General features: G+C 61.8%; 14 protein-coding genes. 5 read left to right on the top strand and 9 right to left on the bottom strand.

Annotated elements, in window-relative coordinates:
* Positions 1–36 precede the first annotated feature (36 nt).
* Both ccrA and RBB29_RS04025 read right to left on the bottom strand, forming a co-directional pair.
* Positions 37–1,326 (bottom strand): crotonyl-CoA carboxylase/reductase, encoded by a 1,290-nt coding sequence (gene ccrA, locus RBB29_RS04030; protein WP_306112892.1) that lies wholly within the window; start codon positions 1,324–1,326, stop codon positions 37–39.
* A 141-nt stretch (positions 1,327–1,467) separates the two neighbouring features.
* Complete coding sequence (locus tag RBB29_RS04025) at positions 1,468–2,838, bottom strand: 1-acyl-sn-glycerol-3-phosphate acyltransferase (RefSeq protein WP_306113094.1); 1,371 nt, start codon at positions 2,836–2,838, stop codon at positions 1,468–1,470.
* A 67-nt stretch (positions 2,839–2,905) separates the two neighbouring features.
* Here RBB29_RS04025 and RBB29_RS04020 point away from each other — a divergent pair, with 67 nt between their 5' ends.
* The 3 genes from RBB29_RS04020 (at position 2,906) to RBB29_RS04010 (ending at position 6,525) form a co-directional block, all read left to right on the top strand.
* The gene (locus RBB29_RS04020; RefSeq protein ID WP_306112891.1) at positions 2,906–3,496 is read left to right on the top strand and encodes a GNAT family N-acetyltransferase; all 591 of its coding nucleotides are present in this window, start codon (positions 2,906–2,908) and stop codon (positions 3,494–3,496) included.
* 143 nt (positions 3,497–3,639) lie between these two features.
* Positions 3,640–5,619 (top strand): protein meaA, encoded by a 1,980-nt coding sequence (locus tag RBB29_RS04015; RefSeq protein ID WP_306112890.1) that lies wholly within the window; start codon positions 3,640–3,642, stop codon positions 5,617–5,619.
* A gap of 63 nt (positions 5,620–5,682) precedes the next feature.
* Positions 5,683–6,525, top strand: a complete 843-nt coding sequence (locus RBB29_RS04010; RefSeq protein WP_306112889.1) for a DUF1989 domain-containing protein — start codon at positions 5,683–5,685, stop codon at positions 6,523–6,525.
* Positions 6,526–6,538: 13 nt separating this feature from the next.
* Here the strand turns inward: RBB29_RS04010 and RBB29_RS04005 are convergent, their stop codons facing one another.
* The 3 genes from RBB29_RS04005 to mutL all read right to left on the bottom strand — a co-directional run bounded on the left by RBB29_RS04005 (position 6,539) and on the right by mutL (position 10,160).
* A complete protein-coding gene (locus RBB29_RS04005) occupies positions 6,539–6,988 on the bottom strand; it encodes a GNAT family N-acetyltransferase (RefSeq protein WP_306112888.1) in 450 nt (149 codons plus the stop codon).
* A 104-nt stretch (positions 6,989–7,092) separates the two neighbouring features.
* The gene (locus RBB29_RS04000) at positions 7,093–8,328 is read right to left on the bottom strand and encodes a DNA recombination protein RmuC (protein ID WP_306112887.1); all 1,236 of its coding nucleotides are present in this window, start codon (positions 8,326–8,328) and stop codon (positions 7,093–7,095) included.
* Positions 8,325–10,160, bottom strand: coding sequence for a DNA mismatch repair endonuclease MutL (gene mutL / locus RBB29_RS03995; protein WP_306112886.1), 1,836 nt, complete (start codon positions 10,158–10,160; stop codon positions 8,325–8,327). Before mutL ends, RBB29_RS04000 begins: the two co-directional genes overlap by 4 nt.
* A 112-nt stretch (positions 10,161–10,272) precedes the next feature.
* Here mutL and RBB29_RS03990 point away from each other — a divergent pair, with 112 nt between their 5' ends.
* Positions 10,273–10,653, top strand: coding sequence for a rhodanese-like domain-containing protein (locus RBB29_RS03990; RefSeq protein WP_306112885.1), 381 nt, complete (start codon positions 10,273–10,275; stop codon positions 10,651–10,653).
* A 29-nt stretch (positions 10,654–10,682) separates the two neighbouring features.
* Here the strand turns inward: RBB29_RS03990 and RBB29_RS03985 are convergent, their stop codons facing one another.
* From RBB29_RS03985 to RBB29_RS03970, 4 genes are all read right to left on the bottom strand, one after another.
* Positions 10,683–11,615 (bottom strand): pirin family protein, encoded by a 933-nt coding sequence (locus RBB29_RS03985; protein WP_306112884.1) that lies wholly within the window; start codon positions 11,613–11,615, stop codon positions 10,683–10,685.
* A gap of 24 nt (positions 11,616–11,639) precedes the next feature.
* Positions 11,640–11,921, bottom strand: coding sequence for a GNAT family N-acetyltransferase (locus RBB29_RS03980; RefSeq protein ID WP_306112883.1), 282 nt, complete (start codon positions 11,919–11,921; stop codon positions 11,640–11,642).
* A gap of 158 nt (positions 11,922–12,079) precedes the next feature.
* Positions 12,080–13,402: an ammonium transporter gene (locus tag RBB29_RS03975; RefSeq protein WP_306112882.1), complete on the bottom strand. Its 1,323-nt coding sequence runs from the start codon at positions 13,400–13,402 to the stop codon at positions 12,080–12,082.
* 25 nt (positions 13,403–13,427) lie between these two features.
* A complete protein-coding gene (locus tag RBB29_RS03970) occupies positions 13,428–13,766 on the bottom strand; it encodes a P-II family nitrogen regulator (protein WP_306112881.1) in 339 nt (112 codons plus the stop codon).
* Positions 13,767–14,027: 261 nt separating this feature from the next.
* On the opposite strand from RBB29_RS03970, the gene RBB29_RS03965 reads away from it, so the two are divergent.
* Positions 14,028–16,175, top strand: coding sequence for a transglycosylase domain-containing protein (locus RBB29_RS03965; RefSeq protein WP_306112880.1), 2,148 nt, complete (start codon positions 14,028–14,030; stop codon positions 16,173–16,175).
* The last annotated feature ends 169 nt before the right edge of the window (positions 16,176–16,344 follow it).

The raw sequence follows: 16,344 nt of genomic DNA, 5'->3' as shown, positions 1-16,344 counted from the left end.
CCCGCCTTCACGAAAAGGCAGGGCGCATTGGTTTTCTTACTTCTTGCCCGCTTCGACCACGTCCTCGACAGTGCGCAGGCCGGTCTTGGGCGATTGAACCAGCACGGCCATGTTGCCGGGCTTGTGTTCGTTGCGGCGCATTTTTACGTGTGCCGCAGGGATTTCATCCCAGGGGAAAACCTCGGACATGCAGGGGTCCAGCCGCCGTTCGACCATGAGCTGGTTGGCTGCTGCCGCCTGCTTCAGGTGGGCGAAGTGCGATCCCTGCAGGCGCTTCTGATGCATCCAGATATAGCGCACGTCGAAGGTACAGTTGTAACCGGTGGTCCCCGCGCAGATCACCACCATGCCGCCTTTTTTGCAGACGAAGCTGGACACCGGGAAGGTGGACTCGCCGGGGTGTTCAAACACCATGTCGACATTGTTGCCCTTGCCGGTGATGTCCCAGATCGCCTTGCCGAATTTGCGGGCTTCCTTGAACCATTCGGCATATTCCGGGGTGTTCACCGTGGGCAGTTGACCCCAGCAATTGAAATCCTTGCGGTTGATGACGCCCTTGGCACCCAGATCCATCACGAACTGGCGCTTGTCCTCGTCGCTGATGACGCCGATGGCGTTGCCACCCGCCGCGTTGATGAGCTGGATCGCGTAGGAGCCAAGGCCACCCGATGCACCCCAGACCAGAACGTTCTGGCCGGGCTTAAGGTCATGCGGCTGGTGGCCGAAGAGCATGCGATATGCGGTTGCCAGGGTCAGCGTGTAACACGCGCTTTCTTCCCAGGTCAGGTGGCGCGGCCGCGGCAGAAGCTGTTGCGCCTGGACATTGGTGAACTGCGCGAAGGAGCCATCGGGGGTTTCATATCCCCAGATCCGCTGGCTCGGCGAATACATCGGATCGCCGCCGTTGCAATGTTCATCATCGCCATCGTCCTGGTTGCAGTGGATCACGACCTCGTCGCCCACTTTCCAGTTCTTGACCCGGTCCCCTACGGCCCAGACGATGCCAGACGCGTCAGAGCCAGCAATGTGATAATCGGCGCCGTGCACGTCGAACATGCTGATCGGAACGCCGAGGCCAGCCCAGATGCCGTTGTAGTTGACACCGGCGGCCATCACCAGGACGAGCACCTCGTGACTGTCCAGCTCGGGCACATCGACGACTTCAAGCTGCATCGCCTGATCCGGCTCACCCTGACGTTCGCGCCGGATCGCCCAGGCATACATCTGTTTCGGGACATGGCCGAGCGGGGGCATCTCGCCCACTTCGTACAGGTCTTTTTCAGGTGCATCGTAAGGTGCGATGCCGGTTTCTGTGTCCAAAGCCATCAGAGCCTCCATATCAGAGCGTTTCGCCGCGATGCAGAATCGCGATTTCCGGCCAATAGGTAGCGTCGGATGCGCAACAATGCAATGCTATAGGTGCATTTTTTGTAATTTTATAACCGAGCGGATGCAGAAAAATCGGCGTTAATCGCTGCGGTTGCGAAATAGATGCTGAATTGATGCAGCATAATAGGCAACGATCGCGCGTTCCTCGTCCACCAGTGTCAGCGTATCCTGATCCTCTGTCACGAGGCCCCGTTTGACGAGATTACGCAGCCCGACATCGACCGCATACTCCTCGTCGTCGCGGGGCAGGTGGACATGCGCCTGCGGCAATTCCCGCATGATGTCCTGCACGGCGGCTTCCAATTCGGCTCGGGTCAATGGCCCGTCGGCCCTGATCAGTGCCCGCGCAACCATTGGCACCGGCAAGACGGGAACCTCCTCGCCAATCCGGATCATCAGCAGCCGGGCGAGATCCTTGACGTCACCGCGCGGGTGTTCCTTCTGGAAGGTGTTGAGCGAGACCGGCGCGCCGAAGCTGGCCGCGGCATAACCGTGCCGGTGATACTTGCCCGTCAGCCGCAATGTGATTTGCCTGAAGACGAAACGGGTCACGACACTGATCCGCGCCCGGAACCGGCGTTCGCCCTTCTGCCCGGCGGCGACGAGGATGCGATCCTCGAACACGCGGTCATAGTTGACCGCAACCGGTACGAAGACGACATCACGTTCGGTATTGGTGCGGCCCTCGACGATGTATTTCAGCAGGCCGAGTTTGGGCGACGCCAGCTTGCCATCAAGGCTCAGCCCGCCTTCGGGGAACATGGCTTGCGTCACACCGCCATCGGTCGCGAGCCCGACATAGCGCGCCAGAACGCGACGATAGAGGTCGTTACGCGATTTGCGCCGAATGAAATAGGCTCCCATCGCCTTGATGAGCTTACTGAGCGGCCAGACCCGCGCCCACTCGCCCACCGCATAGCTCAGCGCCGAGCGTTCGGCGGCCAGCCAGGTCACCAGCACGTAATCCATGTTGGACCGGTGGTTCATGACGAAAACGACGGTGGCATCCCTGTCCACCTTACTGAGCGAGGCGTCGTCGAAATGCCCCAGACGGACGCGGTAAAGCGACCGGCTGAGCCATTTGGCCAGTTTGATCGCAACGCCGAAATAGGCGGTTGCAGAAAACCCCGGGACGATTTCGCGGGCATAGCGTTTGGCCTGCTCAAATGCCACGTTTTCAGGGACACCTTCGGCCTTGGCGTGGTCGGCCACGGCCTGCGTCACCTCGGGGTCATAGATCAGCCGCTGTATCATGTCGTAGCGGCGCGCGAGCTTGAACGGCTCGATCGGGCGTTCCAGCTTCTGGTTCAGCCGTGCCACGGCCCGTTCCATCCGGCGACGGAAAAACCACCGTACGGAGGGAAAGAGGAAGTGCGAGGCAAAGGTCACCGCCGCAAAGAGCAATAACAATACCAGTGCCCAAAGAGGCATTTCGACCGAACGCATCATGGCGGGGACTCTTGCAGCAAAGACCCGGATGGACAATATCAGTTGCATCAATTGGCAAGAGGTTTTCATGACCGCAGTGACAATTCGGCATGGGTTTGACCCCGCGCATCGGCAGGCGGCCGCGGCGCTCTACTGGCAGGCGTTCAAGGGCAAGCTGGGCAAGGTGATGGGGCCGGACGCCCGCGCCCTGGCCTTTTTCGAGGCCACGATGGATGCGGATTATGCCTTGTCCGCGGTGGATGCCGACGGGCGCCTGCTGGGTATCGCGGGGTTCAAGACCAGCGAAGGCAGCCTGAGCGGCGGGACACTTCGGGACATGACGCGCATTTATGGCTGGTTTGGTGGCACATGGCGTGGTCTGATCCTGTCGACGCTGGAAAGGGACCTCGCACCCGGGGTCTTGTTGATGGACGGGATTTGCGTCGATGCGGACGCGCGCGGCCTGGGTGTGGGGACGGCCCTGCTGGACGCGATCAAGGAGCATGCGCGGCAGGCGGACTTGAATTCGGTCCGGCTGGATGTGATCGACACCAACCCCCGCGCCCGCGCCTTGTATGAACGGCGGGGATTCGAGCCGATGGGCACCACACATACCGGTGTTCTGCGCCATCTCTTCGGGTTTCGGTCGGCCACGACGATGCAATGCGGGCTGACGTAACGCCCCTTGCTTGACGTGCCGGTGCCTGGGAACGCTGTTGAATGGCTGTTGCTGCAACGCAGCGAATTGACATCGGTATAATATTCCAAGTATCTATCGCTTAACGTAAGAAAGTTGCGCAAGCTGATTCACGAGGCCCATCTATGTCGCAGATGCAGAAAGACCCGCAAAAGGACCGTCCCTGGTTGATCCGAACCTATGCCGGGCATTCCACGGCCAAAGCCTCGAACGCGCTTTACCGGTCGAATCTGGCCAAGGGTCAGACAGGGCTTTCGGTGGCTTTCGATCTGCCGACCCAGACCGGATATGACAGCGATCACGTGCTCTCACGCGGGGAGGTGGGCAAGGTCGGCGTGCCGGTCTGTCATCTTGGCGACATGCGCGCGCTCTTCGACGAGATCCCGCTCGATCAGATGAACACGTCGATGACGATCAACGCGACCGCCCCCTGGCTCTTGGCGCTTTACATCGCGGTGGCCGAGGAGCAGGGCGCGGATATCGCTTCGCTGCAGGGCACGGTGCAGAACGACCTCATCAAGGAATACCTGAGCCGCGGCACCTATATCTGTCCGCCGAAACCCAGCCTGAAGATGATCGGGGATGTGGCGGAATACTGCTACACGAACGTGCCGAAATGGAACCCGATGAACGTCTGTTCCTATCACCTGCAAGAAGCCGGTGCGACGCCCGAACAGGAATTGGCCTTTGCCCTGGCCACCGCGATTGCCGTGCTGGATGAGTTGAAACCACGCGTTCCGGCGGAGGATTTCCCGGCATTGGCGGGGCGGATCTCGTTCTTCGTCAACGCGGGCATCCGTTTTGTGACCGAGATGTGCAAGATGCGCGCCTTTGTCGATCTCTGGGATGAAATCCTTGAAAGCCGTTACGGCGTCGACAACCCGAAATTCCGCCGCTTCCGTTATGGTGTGCAGGTCAACTCGCTTGGCCTGACCGAGCAGCAACCGGAAAACAACGTCTATCGTATCCTGATCGAAATGCTTGCTGTGACGCTGTCGAAGAAAGCCCGCGCACGCGCCGTGCAACTGCCCGCCTGGAACGAGGCGCTTGGCCTGCCGCGCCCGTGGGATCAGCAATGGTCGATGCGGATGCAACAAATCCTGGCCTATGAGACCGACCTCTTGGAATTTGACGACCTCTTTGACGGTAACCCGGCGGTCGATGCCAAGGTGGATGCGCTTAAAGAGGGTGCCCGGCACGAGTTGAAGAACCTCGACAGTATGGGCGGCGCCATCGGATCCATCGAGTATATGAAATCACGGCTGGTGGATTCCAACGCCGAGCGCCTGAACCGGATCGAGAAAAACGAAACCGTTGTGGTCGGCGTCAACAAATGGACCGAAGGCGAGGTCAGCCCGCTGATGACCGGCGATGGCGGTATCATGGTGGTCGATCCCGCCGTTGAGGCCGAACAGATCGCACGCCTGAACGACTGGCGCAACGCGCGTGATGCCGAGGCGGTGAAAGCCGCGCTGGCGGAGCTGCGCGAGGCGGCAAGCAAAGGCAAAAACGTCATGCCCGCCTCGATCAAGGCCGCCAAGGCCGGGGTCACGACGGGCGAATGGGCCGCCCAGATGCGCCAAATTCACGGCGAATATCGTGGCCCTACCGGTGTGTCGGCCAGCCCGTCGAACAAGACCGAGGGCCTGGATGATATCCGCGAAGCGGTCGATGCGGTCAGTGACAAGCTGGGCCGTCGCCTGAAATTCCTTGTCGGCAAGCCGGGGCTCGACGGGCATTCCAATGGTGCGGAGCAGATCGCCTTCCGCGCCCGCGATTGCGGTATGGATATCGGGTATGAGGGTATTCGCCTGACCCCCGAAGAGATCGTTGCCGCCGCGCTTGAGGACAAGGCCCATGTGGTGGGCCTGTCGATCTTGTCCGGGTCGCACCTGCCGCTGGTCGAGGATCTGATGGCCCGGATGCGCGAGGCCGGTCTTGGCGATGTGCCGGTGATCGTCGGTGGGATCATCCCCGACGAGGATGCCAAACGCCTGCTCGAGATGGGCGTTGCGCGGGTCTATACGCCGAAGGATTTCGAGCTCAACACGATCATGATGGACATCGTGACGCTGGCCGATCCCAAGGCCGTGGCGGCGGAGTAAACGGCGGCTTTACTCGGGCACGATGCGCGCTAGACTCCGCGCGAAAAGCCCGAGGAAACGCCCATGACACTTCCCTCCGATGCCGATGCGCGCCGCGCGATCAAGCCGGTCATCTGTTATCCCAATGACACGCTGCCGAAACCCGATCTGGCGCTTTACGCCGCCGCGCGGGAGGGTGCCGAAAAGGTAAGCGAAGTGCTGGCCCCGCCGCGAGAGGCCGCCTGTTTCCGCGCGCCCGCCGGGCATTTCTTTCGCGTCTCGTCGGTCGAGGGGCCGCAGGTGGGTGACCTGAACCTGTGGAACGCCAATGACCTGTCGGAGCGCTTCTATTCCGGGAAATCCCGCGCCCTGCATGGCACCCACCTGACCACGGGCGAGCGGATGTGGTCGTCCTTCCCGCATTTGCGGCCCATGGCGACGATCACGACCGATACGCTGGACTGGTACGGGATCGACGATTTTGGCGGCTCGGTTCATGACGTGATCGGTACGCGCTGCGATCCTTACACCGGCAACCTTTTGAGCGGGTCGCAGTATCACCACTGCTGCCATTCCAACCTGATCCGCGCTTTGGCCGATGAGACCGGCATGAGCTATGCGGAGGCGGAGCCGCATGTGCATGATGTGCTCAACGTCTTTATGTGTACCGGATTCACCCGCGACACCGGGCAGTATTTCATGAAGGCCAGCCCCGTGCGCCCCGGCGACCACCTCGAATTCTTTGCTGAGATCGACATTCTGGGTGCCTTATCGGCCTGTCCCGGCGGCGATTGCTCATCCGAGCATTCCAGCGATGAAGCCGCGTGTCATCCACTGCTGATCGAGGTTTTTGCGCCGAAAGAGGGCGCATTGGACGGGTGGGGAAGCCCGGCGGTCAACGGGTACAACCGGCACCACCGGGATTAACGCCCCGCCCGCGTCAGGGGCGGGCGTATTTGATGAACGGCGTCAGCGTCCCGATACGGTCATAGAGCTTGCGCGCCTCTTCGTTGAAATCCTGCGTCAGCCAGTAGACCGAGGGGCAGCCGTCGGTGTCAGCAGCGGCATAGACCGCTTCGATCAGCTTTCGCCCGACGCCTGAGCCGCGCACGGACGGATCGGCATAGAGATCCTGCAGGTAACACACATCCTCCAGCCGCCAGTTATGCGGGTGATAGATGTAATGCACCAACCCCACCAGGTCGCCACCCTTGACCGCCACGAACGCCTTCTGCTTGGGGTGTTCATGGGAACAGAGCCGTTTGAACGTTGCCTCATAGACCGCGTCGGACACGCTGCTTTCGTAGAATTCCAGATAGGCGGTCCAGAGCGCATGCCATTGGCTCTGATCGCCGGGTTCAATGGGGCGGATGGTGACATGATCGGACATGATGCGCCTTCGTATCTTTGGATCGCTCAATGCGGAGATTACGGTCGGTGCCCGGAAAAAACCACGACAAACTCTATCGCACCAGGCCGGCGATGTTGACGCGGCTAATCCTTGGCCAGCTTTACGATGTTTGCCGGGTCGGCCTCGGGGGTGAGTTCCTCGAAATCGAAATTGTCGAGCCGGTCGGCGCGTTTGCCCGCGCGCGTGGCCGCCGTGATGACACCCGACACATCATCGCCCGCCTGCCGCAGATGGGTTTCGAGCTTGGTGGCCTTCTCGCCGATGATCTCCACGTCGCGATGCAGTTGTTTGAGCGCCTTGCGGATCGCACCTGCCTGTTCGCGCATCCGGGCGTCTTTGAGGATCGCTCGCATCGTGTTGAGCGTGGCCATGCAAGTGGTTGGCGAAACGATCCAGACCCGCGCGTTGAAACCATAGCGGACGACATCAGGCAGGCGGGCATGAAGCTCCGCATAAACCGCCTCGGAGGGCAGGAACATCAGCGCGCCATCGGCGGTTTCGTCTTCGATTAGGTAGCGCTCGGATATCGCGTTGATATGGGTCCGGACGGCGGTCTTGAGGTCGGCCAGCGCCCGGGCGGAGGCCTCTTTGGTGTCGGCTGCGACAAGCGCCTCGTAGGCCTCAAGCGGGAATTTGGCGTCGATCACGATGGGCCCCGGCGGGTTCGGCAGGTGGATCAGGCAATCGGCGCGGCGTCCGTTGCTGAGCGTCGCCTGGAAACTATAGGCATCGGCGGGCAGGGCCTTGGAGACGATATCGTTGAGCTGGATTTCCCCGAACGCGCCGCGGGTCTGCTTGTTCGACAGGATATCCTGCAAGCTCAACACATCGCCGCTGAGCTTTTCGATATTGGTCTGCGCCTTGTCGATGGTGGCGAGGCGTTCCTGCAACTGCGTCAGTGACTCGGTGGTCTTCTCGGACGAGCCATGCAGCGTCTCTTTCATCCGGTCCTGCATCTCGGTCAGGGCCAGGGCCGCGCGGCGGGCATTTTCGGCGAGCTTCTCGTTCATCTGAAGCTGCACATCTGCAAGGCGGTTTTCCACGGTCTGGATCACCTGCAACTGCCCATTGGCCTGGGTCTCGCTGACCGTTTGCAGGTTGCCGGAAAGCTGATGCTGGTTCTGGCCGATGGTCTGCATGTCGCGATTGAGTTGCCCGACCTGCTGCACCACGTCCTCGACCGTCCGGGCCGAGCGGCCAGCGGCGCGCACGCTCATCACGAGCAGGATCAACATGACCAGCACCGCGCCGCCACCGATCAGGGCGGCAAGGGTCAGCGGATCGCTCAGATCAAAACTATGGCTGCCGATCTGGATCATGTGCGCCCGAAAAGCCGTTCGATATCAGAGAGCTTGAGCTCCACATAGGTGGGGCGCCCGTGATTGCATTGGCCGGAATGGGGCGTCGACTCCATCTCGCGCAGAAGCGCATTCATTTCGTCGGCCTGCATCCGGCGTCCTGACCGGATCGACCCATGGCAGGCAACACGGCTCAGGATGGCCTCGATCCGCGCGCGGACCGAGATGCTGTCGCCCTGATCCGCCAGTTCATCGAGGATATCCAGGATCATCGCCCGCGAGTCGATCTGACCCAGGATGGCGGGCGTTTCCCGCACCGCGATGGTGCCAGGGCCGAAGGCTTCGATCACGAGGCCAAGCATTGCCAGATCTTCCGCGAGTTCCAGCAGGCGCGCGGCATCCCCTTCGGACAGTTCAACAATCTCGGGGATGAGAAGCGCCTGCGAGGGTACGCCGTTTTCAGCCATCTGGCGCTTCAGATTTTCATAGACGAGCCGCTCATGGGCGGCGTGCTGATCGACGATGACCATGCCGTCGGCGGTCTGGGCGATGATGTAGTTTTCATGCACCTGCGCCCGGGCCGCGCCAAGGGGAAGGTCCTGCGGCGCGGTTTCCGGCTCTTCGGTGACCGGTTCGACGCGGGCGCTGTAATCGCTGCGCATTTCGTCAAACCCGGGGGCCTGGGCCTGGTAGCTCGCTGTACGGGCCTCTGATGACGGGCGGTCCATCTGATAGACGCGTGGGCCGGACGGTTCCGGAATGAAAGCGCCCAGGGTCGCCCCGGCCACGGTGGTCGACGCGCGATGCCCGGCCTCGGCCAGCGCGTGGCGCAGCCCGGAGACGATCAGCCCGCGCGCCAGCCCCGGATCGCGGAACCGCACTTCGGATTTGGCGGGGTGCACGTTTACATCCACCAGCGTGGGGTCGCAGTCGATGAAAAGCGCCGCCGCCGGGTGGCGATCACGGCTCAGAAAGTCGTGATAGGCGGCCCTGAGCGCGCCATAGAGCATCTTGTCGCGCACCGGGCGGCCATTGACGAAGAGGTACTGCGCCACTGCGGAGCCGCGCGAATAGGTTGGCAGCGCCGCAAATCCGGTCATCCGCAGACCTTCGCGCGTGGCGTCGATCCTGAGCGCGTTTTCGGCAAAATCCGTGCCGAGGATTCGGGCAAGCCGCCCATGCAATGCGCCGAAGAGATCACCGGTTTCCGGATCGGCACGGAAGGTCACCCGGCCTTCGCCGCCGCCCGAGACATCGCGCAGGGTGAAACCCACGAAAGGTTCGGCCATGGCAAGGCGTTTGATCGTGTCGGTGATCGCCTGCGCCTCGGCCCGGTCCGTGCGCATGAATTTGAGGCGCGCGGGGGTGGCATAGAAGAGATCGCGCAGGGTGACAATCGTGCCGGCGTTGAGGGCCGCGGGTTTGACCGCGCTCATCTCCCCGCCATGGACGTTGATTTCCGCCGCCTCGTGCCCCGCGGCGCGCGAGGTCAGCGTCAGGCGGCCCACCGCCCCAAGGGAGGGCAGCGCCTCTCCGCGAAAGCCGAACGTGTGGATGTTCAGGAGGTCCGAGCCGTCGATTTTGGACGTGGCATGGCGCGAGAGCGCCAGCGATAGATCCTCGGGCGCAATGCCGCAGCCATCATCCGTCACCCGGATCAGGGTCTTGCCGCCATCCGCATAGGCAATGTCGATCCGCGTGGCCCCGGCATCGAGCGCGTTTTCCACCAGTTCCTTGACCGCGGAGGCGGGCCGTTCCACCACCTCGCCCGCGGCGATCCGGTTGATCGCGGCATCGTCAAGTTGGCGAATAACGGGACGGTTTTCGCTTATGTGGGGGGCGGATTGGGCCATACCACAAGACTTAGCACAATATGTCGCGATTCGGGAAACGGATATCGGTGGCAGATCACCCTTTGCCCGAGTAGACTTTGCCGCGTAATCGCCGGTCAGAAAAGAGGTTGAAATGCAGAGCGAAGATATCGGGAACGCGGTATTGGAGACGTGGACGGTTGAGGAGGTCGCCGCGGCCTGGGAAGCGGATGAGATCGTTTTGATCGACGTGCGCACCGTGCAGGAATACGGGCTTGAGCATATCGAAGGCGCGTTGTTATCGCCAATGTCGTTCTTCCGTGCCGAAAAGCTGCCGGGTCAATCGGATAAACGGATCGTCTTTCACTGCGCCGGTGGCGTGCGGTCGGAGAAGGTGGCCAAGGCGTGTCTCGAGGCGGGCATGGACCGGGTTGCGCATTTGGGCGGCGGGTTTGCGGCGTGGAAGAAGGCCAAACAGCCCTATCTCGGGATCAATATGGGGACCGGCGCACCGCAAAGGATCAACGCGGGTTAAGGTCAGGAGGCCCGAGCCGGTTTGGGGCGTCAAGGTAGCGGGATAAACTCCTGGTCGTCGCCCGGCGGGAGCTGGAAGCGGCCATGGGTCCAGTCACCGGCGGCCCAGGCTTCTTTTGCGGCGTCGATCTTTTCGCGCGAGGACGCGACGAAATTCCACCAGATATGGCGTGGGCCGTTCAGGGTTTCGCCGCCAAGCGCCATCAGGCGTGCACCTTGTTCGCCCGCCCGGATGGTGATCGCATCACCGGGCCGGAAGACCATCATGCGGCCCGCCTCGAATGTCTCTCCCGCGATCTCGACTGAACCGGTCGTGATGTAGACGCCGCGATCCTCGTGATCTTCGGGCAAAGGCAGCATCGCGCCCGGCTCAAGCACCACGTCGGCATAGAACATGTCGGTAAAGGTGCTGACCGGTGCTTTTTCGCCCCAACCACGGCCCATGATCAGGCGCAGTGATTTGCCCTCTCCTTCGAGGAGGGGCAAGGCGCCTTCGCCATGATGTTCAAAACTGGCGGTGTTTTCCTCGGCGCTTTCCGGCAGTGCGACCCAGGTCTGGATGCCGAAGAGTTTGCTTTCGCCTTTGCGCGTGGCTTCGCTGGTGCGTTCGGAATGGGTAACACCGTGGCCCGCAACCATCCAGTTGACCTCGCCGGGATAGATCATCTGATGGGTGCCGAGACTGTCGCGGTGCTCGAACTCCCCCTCGTAGAGATAGGTCACAGTCCCGAGGCCGATATGGGGATGCGGGCGGACGTCGATCCCCTGGCCGGTCAGAAATTCCGCCGGGCCCGCCTGATCGAAGAAGATGAAGGGTCCGACCATCTGCCGCTGCGGGGCGGGCAGGGCGCGGCGGACTTCGAAACCGCCCAGGTCGCGGGCGCGCGGGATGATCAGGGTTTCGATGTCGTCAAGTTGGCCGGCATCAGGGCAAGTCGGATCAAGTGTCGGGTTCCAGCTCATCTCGTGTTCTTTCGCGTTGGCGTGTCAGGAAAGCACATCATGCCATTCAGTATGACGTCGGAATTGCGCTGCGGCAAAGGGGCAAAGCGGGACGATCTTGACCCCGGCCTCGCGGGCATCCGTGACCGCACGTTCGACCAGGGCGGCCCCATATCCCTTGCCGCGCAGGGCCTCGGGCACCTCGGTATGGTCGATGATCATCAAGGTATCGCCCGCGCGGGAATAGGTCATATAGGCTTGCCCACCCTCGGGGGCAGATACCGCATAGCGACCTTTGCTGTCGCTTGACGTGTGTTGAATATCCATCGCGCTTTTCCTGTGTCTTTTTCGGAAATCTAGCCCGGGTGCGGGTTTTTCCAAGTCGCAGGTTTTGCACAAGGGATGTGCGTCCCATGGAGGCCGCTCACGAAAATACCCCGGGCGCGAACGCCCGGGGCCACTTGGCTTGGATAACAGGATTCCGGTCAGGTGGCGGAGAACTCGGGATACGCCTCCATGCCCAGTTCCGCCATGTCGAGACCGTTGATCTCGACCTCTTCGTCGACACGCAGGCCCATGGTGGACTTTAGCACGACCCATACAATGGCCGAGGTGATCGTCACGAAGGCACCGACCACGAGGATGGCATAGAGCTGCGTACCGATATTGGCGGCGTCATTGGTGAAGACGACCGCAATCGTGCCCCAGATGCCGGCGAAGAGGTGCACCGGGATGGCGCCCACCACATCGTCGATCTTGAGCTTGTCGAGCATCGGCACCGCAAAGACCACGATGGCGCCTCCGACCCCACCGATCAGGGTGGATTGGATCAGCGACGGCGTCAGCGGTTCGGCGGTGATCGACACGAGGCCCGCCAGCGCACCGTTCAGGATCATCGTGAGGTCAGGTTTCTTGTACATGATCTGCGTCATGATGAGCGCCACGACCGCCCCTGCTGCGGCAGCGGTGTTGGTGTTGGAGAAGATGCGGCTGATATCAGCCACGTTTCCGGCAGTGTCCATGTAGAGCTGCGAGCCGCCGTTGAAGCCGAACCAGCCCAGCCAGAGGATGAACGTGCCGAGTGTCGCCAGTGCCAGATTGGACCCGGGGAAGGGCGTGACGCGGCCATCCTTGTACTTGCCAAGGCGCGGCCCGAGGATGATCGCGCCAGTGAGCGCCGCCCAGCCACCGACGGAATGTACAACGGTCGAGCCAGCGAAATCCTGGAAGCCCATGCCGTCAAGGAAGCCACCGCCCCATTTCCAGCTCGCCTGGATCGGGTAGATCACCGCGGTCAGCAGGACGACGAAGACGAGGAAGGGCCAGAGCTTGATCCGCTCGGCCAGGGCGCCCGAGACGATGGATGCCGTGGCGGCGCAGAACATCAGCTGGAAGAAGAAGTCCGAGCCAACCGAGGCATAGGTCAGGTCAGGGTCCGCCCCTTCGAGGCCCACGGGTTCAAGGGAGGTTACCGAAAACGCGCCCAACATGCCGTCGATCGACCAGCCATCGCCCGGGTACATCAGGTTGTAGCCGAGGATGTAGTAGAAGAGCGACGCCAGCGAAAACAGCGCCACGTTCTTGGTAAGCTGCATCGCGACGTTCTTGCCGCGGACCAGCCCGGCCTCGAGCATGGCGAACCCGGCGGCCATGAAGAAGACCAGGAAGCCCGAAACGAGGAACATGAACGTGGTGAAGATGAAGCCGATATCGGCGTTGAGAGGCGTCGTGTCGGCCTCCTGCGCGAGGCCCATGCCGGGCAGCATGACAAGGGCTGCGGCAAGGCCCGTCTTGGGTAGGGATTGCATATGGTTTCTCCTGTAGTGGGATGGTTCAGAGGGCGTCGTCATCGGTCTCGCCGGTGCGCACCCGGATGGCTTGCTGGAGGTCGAGGACAAAAATCTTGCCATCGCCGATTTTGCCGGTCCGCGCCGCGCCGGTGATGGTTTCAACCACCTGATCGGCCATGGCGGCACTCACCGCGATTTCCAGCTTGATTTTGGGGACGAAGTTCACGGCATATTCGGCGCCGCGATAAATCTCGGTATGGCCGGACTGGGTGCCGAAGCCCTTGATTTCCGTTACCATCATGCCGCGGATGCCGATATCGGTCAGCGCCTCGCGTACTTCGTCCAGTTTGAAGGGTTTGACCGTTGCTATGATCAGTTTCACCTTGGTTCCCCTTTTATTGGTGGCCTGTCGGACACATATTTCGATGAGCCAGAGGTGAGTTGATTCTGCGGTGCAGCGAAAGATTGGAGCGGGGAATGGCGGGAAGAATGCGGGGCTGTTGCGGAAAATTTGTGCAAAATTTCAGAGATGATTGAAAATTCAGCAGCTCAAAAAAGCCCCGATGCCGCGCGACCGGGGGTCTACATTTCCCCCGTGGCAGGGTAGAGTGCGCCAAAACAAAAGGGTCCGGGCAGGGCAAGCATGAGTAAATCCGGTGGGAAAAAGCCGCCTTTGGTGGCTGAAAAACGCTATAGCAAGAGCAGGTCCAAGTCCAAGACGACGACCCGGCGCAAGCCTGCGGCCAAACGCAAGCGGCGGGCGCCCGCGCGCAAGCGCAATCCGATTGTCGCCTTTTTCCTGCGCATCATTCGGTGGTTTCTGCGGATTGTCTGGTGGGTCACCTGGCGGGTCACGGCGGTCGTTGCCGTGGTGGTCGGCCTGGCCGTCGGATATGTCTACACAACGCTGCCGGATCTGACCGAACTACTCGACGGGCGGGCACGGGGCTCTGTGACGCTTCTCGACCGGGAGGGCGACGTGTTTGCCTGGCGCGGGGATCAGTTCGGTGGCGAGGTGTCGGCCGAGACGGTCAGCAAGCATCTCAAGAACGCCGTGGTTGCGACCGAGGACAAGCGGTTTTATCGCCATTTCGGGATCAGCCCGCGGGGCGTCGCCAGTGCTGTGCGCATCAATCTCAGCGAAGGGCGCGGGCCGCTTAGCGGGCATGGTGGATCGACCATCACGCAGCAGACCGCGAAGCTGCTCTGCCTGGGCGTCGAGTATGACAAAAGCCAATGGAAGGACGAGGCGGCTTATGTGAATGACTGCCGCCGCGGGTCGATGTCACGCAAGATCAAGGAGGCGGTCTATGCGCTGGCCATGGAGGCCAAGTACAGCAAGAACGAAATCCTCTCGATCTATCTCAACCGGGCCTACATGGGCGGCGGCGCCTATGGGGCCGAGGCCGCGTCCCAACGTTATTTCGGCAAATCCGCCGCGCAGGTGAACGCCGCCGAAGCGGCGATGCTGGCCGGTTTGCTGACGGCACCCTCGTCATTGGCGCCCACCAGTAACCTGCAACGGTCGCAGGACCGCGCGGCAACCGTGCTGCGGCTCATGTATGAACAGGGTTACCTGACCTCGGCGCAGATGCGCGACGCGCAGAACAACCCCGCCACCTTGAGCAAGGCCGCCAAGGCGCAGACCGGTGGCTATTTCGCCGATTGGGTCATGGATAGCGGCCCCGAGTTCTTCACCCGCGACACGACTGAAGACGTCATCATCCGCACCACGCTGGACCAGCGGATACAGAAGGCGGCGGAAGAGGCGCTGGACTATATCTTCGAGAATAAGGTGCGCGAAGGATCCAAGGCGCAGGCGGCGATCGTCGTTATGTCCGCGGACGGGGCCGTGCGGGCCATGGTTGGTGGACGCGATTCCAAGGTCGTGGGCGCCTTCAACCGCGCGACGCAGGCCAAGCGTCAGACCGGATCGGCTTTCAAACCCTTTGTATATGCCACCGCGCTTGAGCTTGGGCATCACTGGAATTCGACGGTAATTGATGAGCCTTATTGCCAGAACATTCCTGGCTCGGGCCGTTGGTGTCCGGAGAACTATGATCGGAAGTATCGCGGCAAGGTCAATCTGGTCCAGGCCCTGCGGCAATCGCTCAATATCCCGGCTGTGAAGGTCAGCGAAAGCGTCGGTCGCAATCTTGTGCGAGACGTGGCAACTGGATTCGGCATCGACAATGCGCTTGCCGACGGTCCTGCGCTGGCGCTGGGCGTATCGGAAAGCACACTTCTGGAGATGACCGGGGCCTATGCAGGCATCCTCAACGGTGGATCGTCGGTAACGCCCTATGGTCTGACCGAACTGCGCCTGCTGGGGGATGAAGAGGCCACCATGGATCAGACTGGCGGCATCGGCGAAAGGGTCATCCAGGAAGCCGCCGCGCGGGAGCTGACGTGGATGATGTACCAGGTGGTCAATGGCGGTACAGGTGCGCGGGCGAAACTCGCCGACCGGGATGCCGCGGGTAAGACAGGTACGACACAGGCCGCCCGCGATGCCTGGTTCCTCGGGTTCACGGCGGATTATGTGACCGGTGTCTGGATGGGCTATGACGACAACACGCCGCTGTCCGGGGTGACCGGCGGGGGGCTTCCGGCGGAGATCTGGCACGAGACGATGACCCGGGTGCACGAGGGCACGCCCGTCCATCCGCTGCCGATGACGCGGCCTGCCCCCGAAGCGGTTGTCCAGGACAACAATCGCCGGCAGCAGCGCCGCCGGAGCGGCAACCCGATCGAGAATATCCTGCGCGAAATCTTTGGACGGGAACGGTAAGGTCGGATCGACGACCCTTGGGAGGTGATGTGCTGGGTCCACGTTGGGGCAACGGGCGAGGGGCTGAATGACCCGCGGCCCCGGCAAACCTGCCGCTTAACAAGTCACATCTGAAATGCTAAAGTTGCGCCATTAGACCTTCGCAATCGCTCTGATTGAGGGCGGCAAG

Source organism: Roseovarius sp. MMSF_3359 (genome assembly GCF_030733385.1).
Classification (GTDB): Bacteria; Pseudomonadota; Alphaproteobacteria; order Rhodobacterales; family Rhodobacteraceae; genus Roseovarius.
The sequence above is the reverse complement of the archived record's forward strand: the minus strand, read 5'-3'. Positions and strand labels throughout refer to the sequence as shown.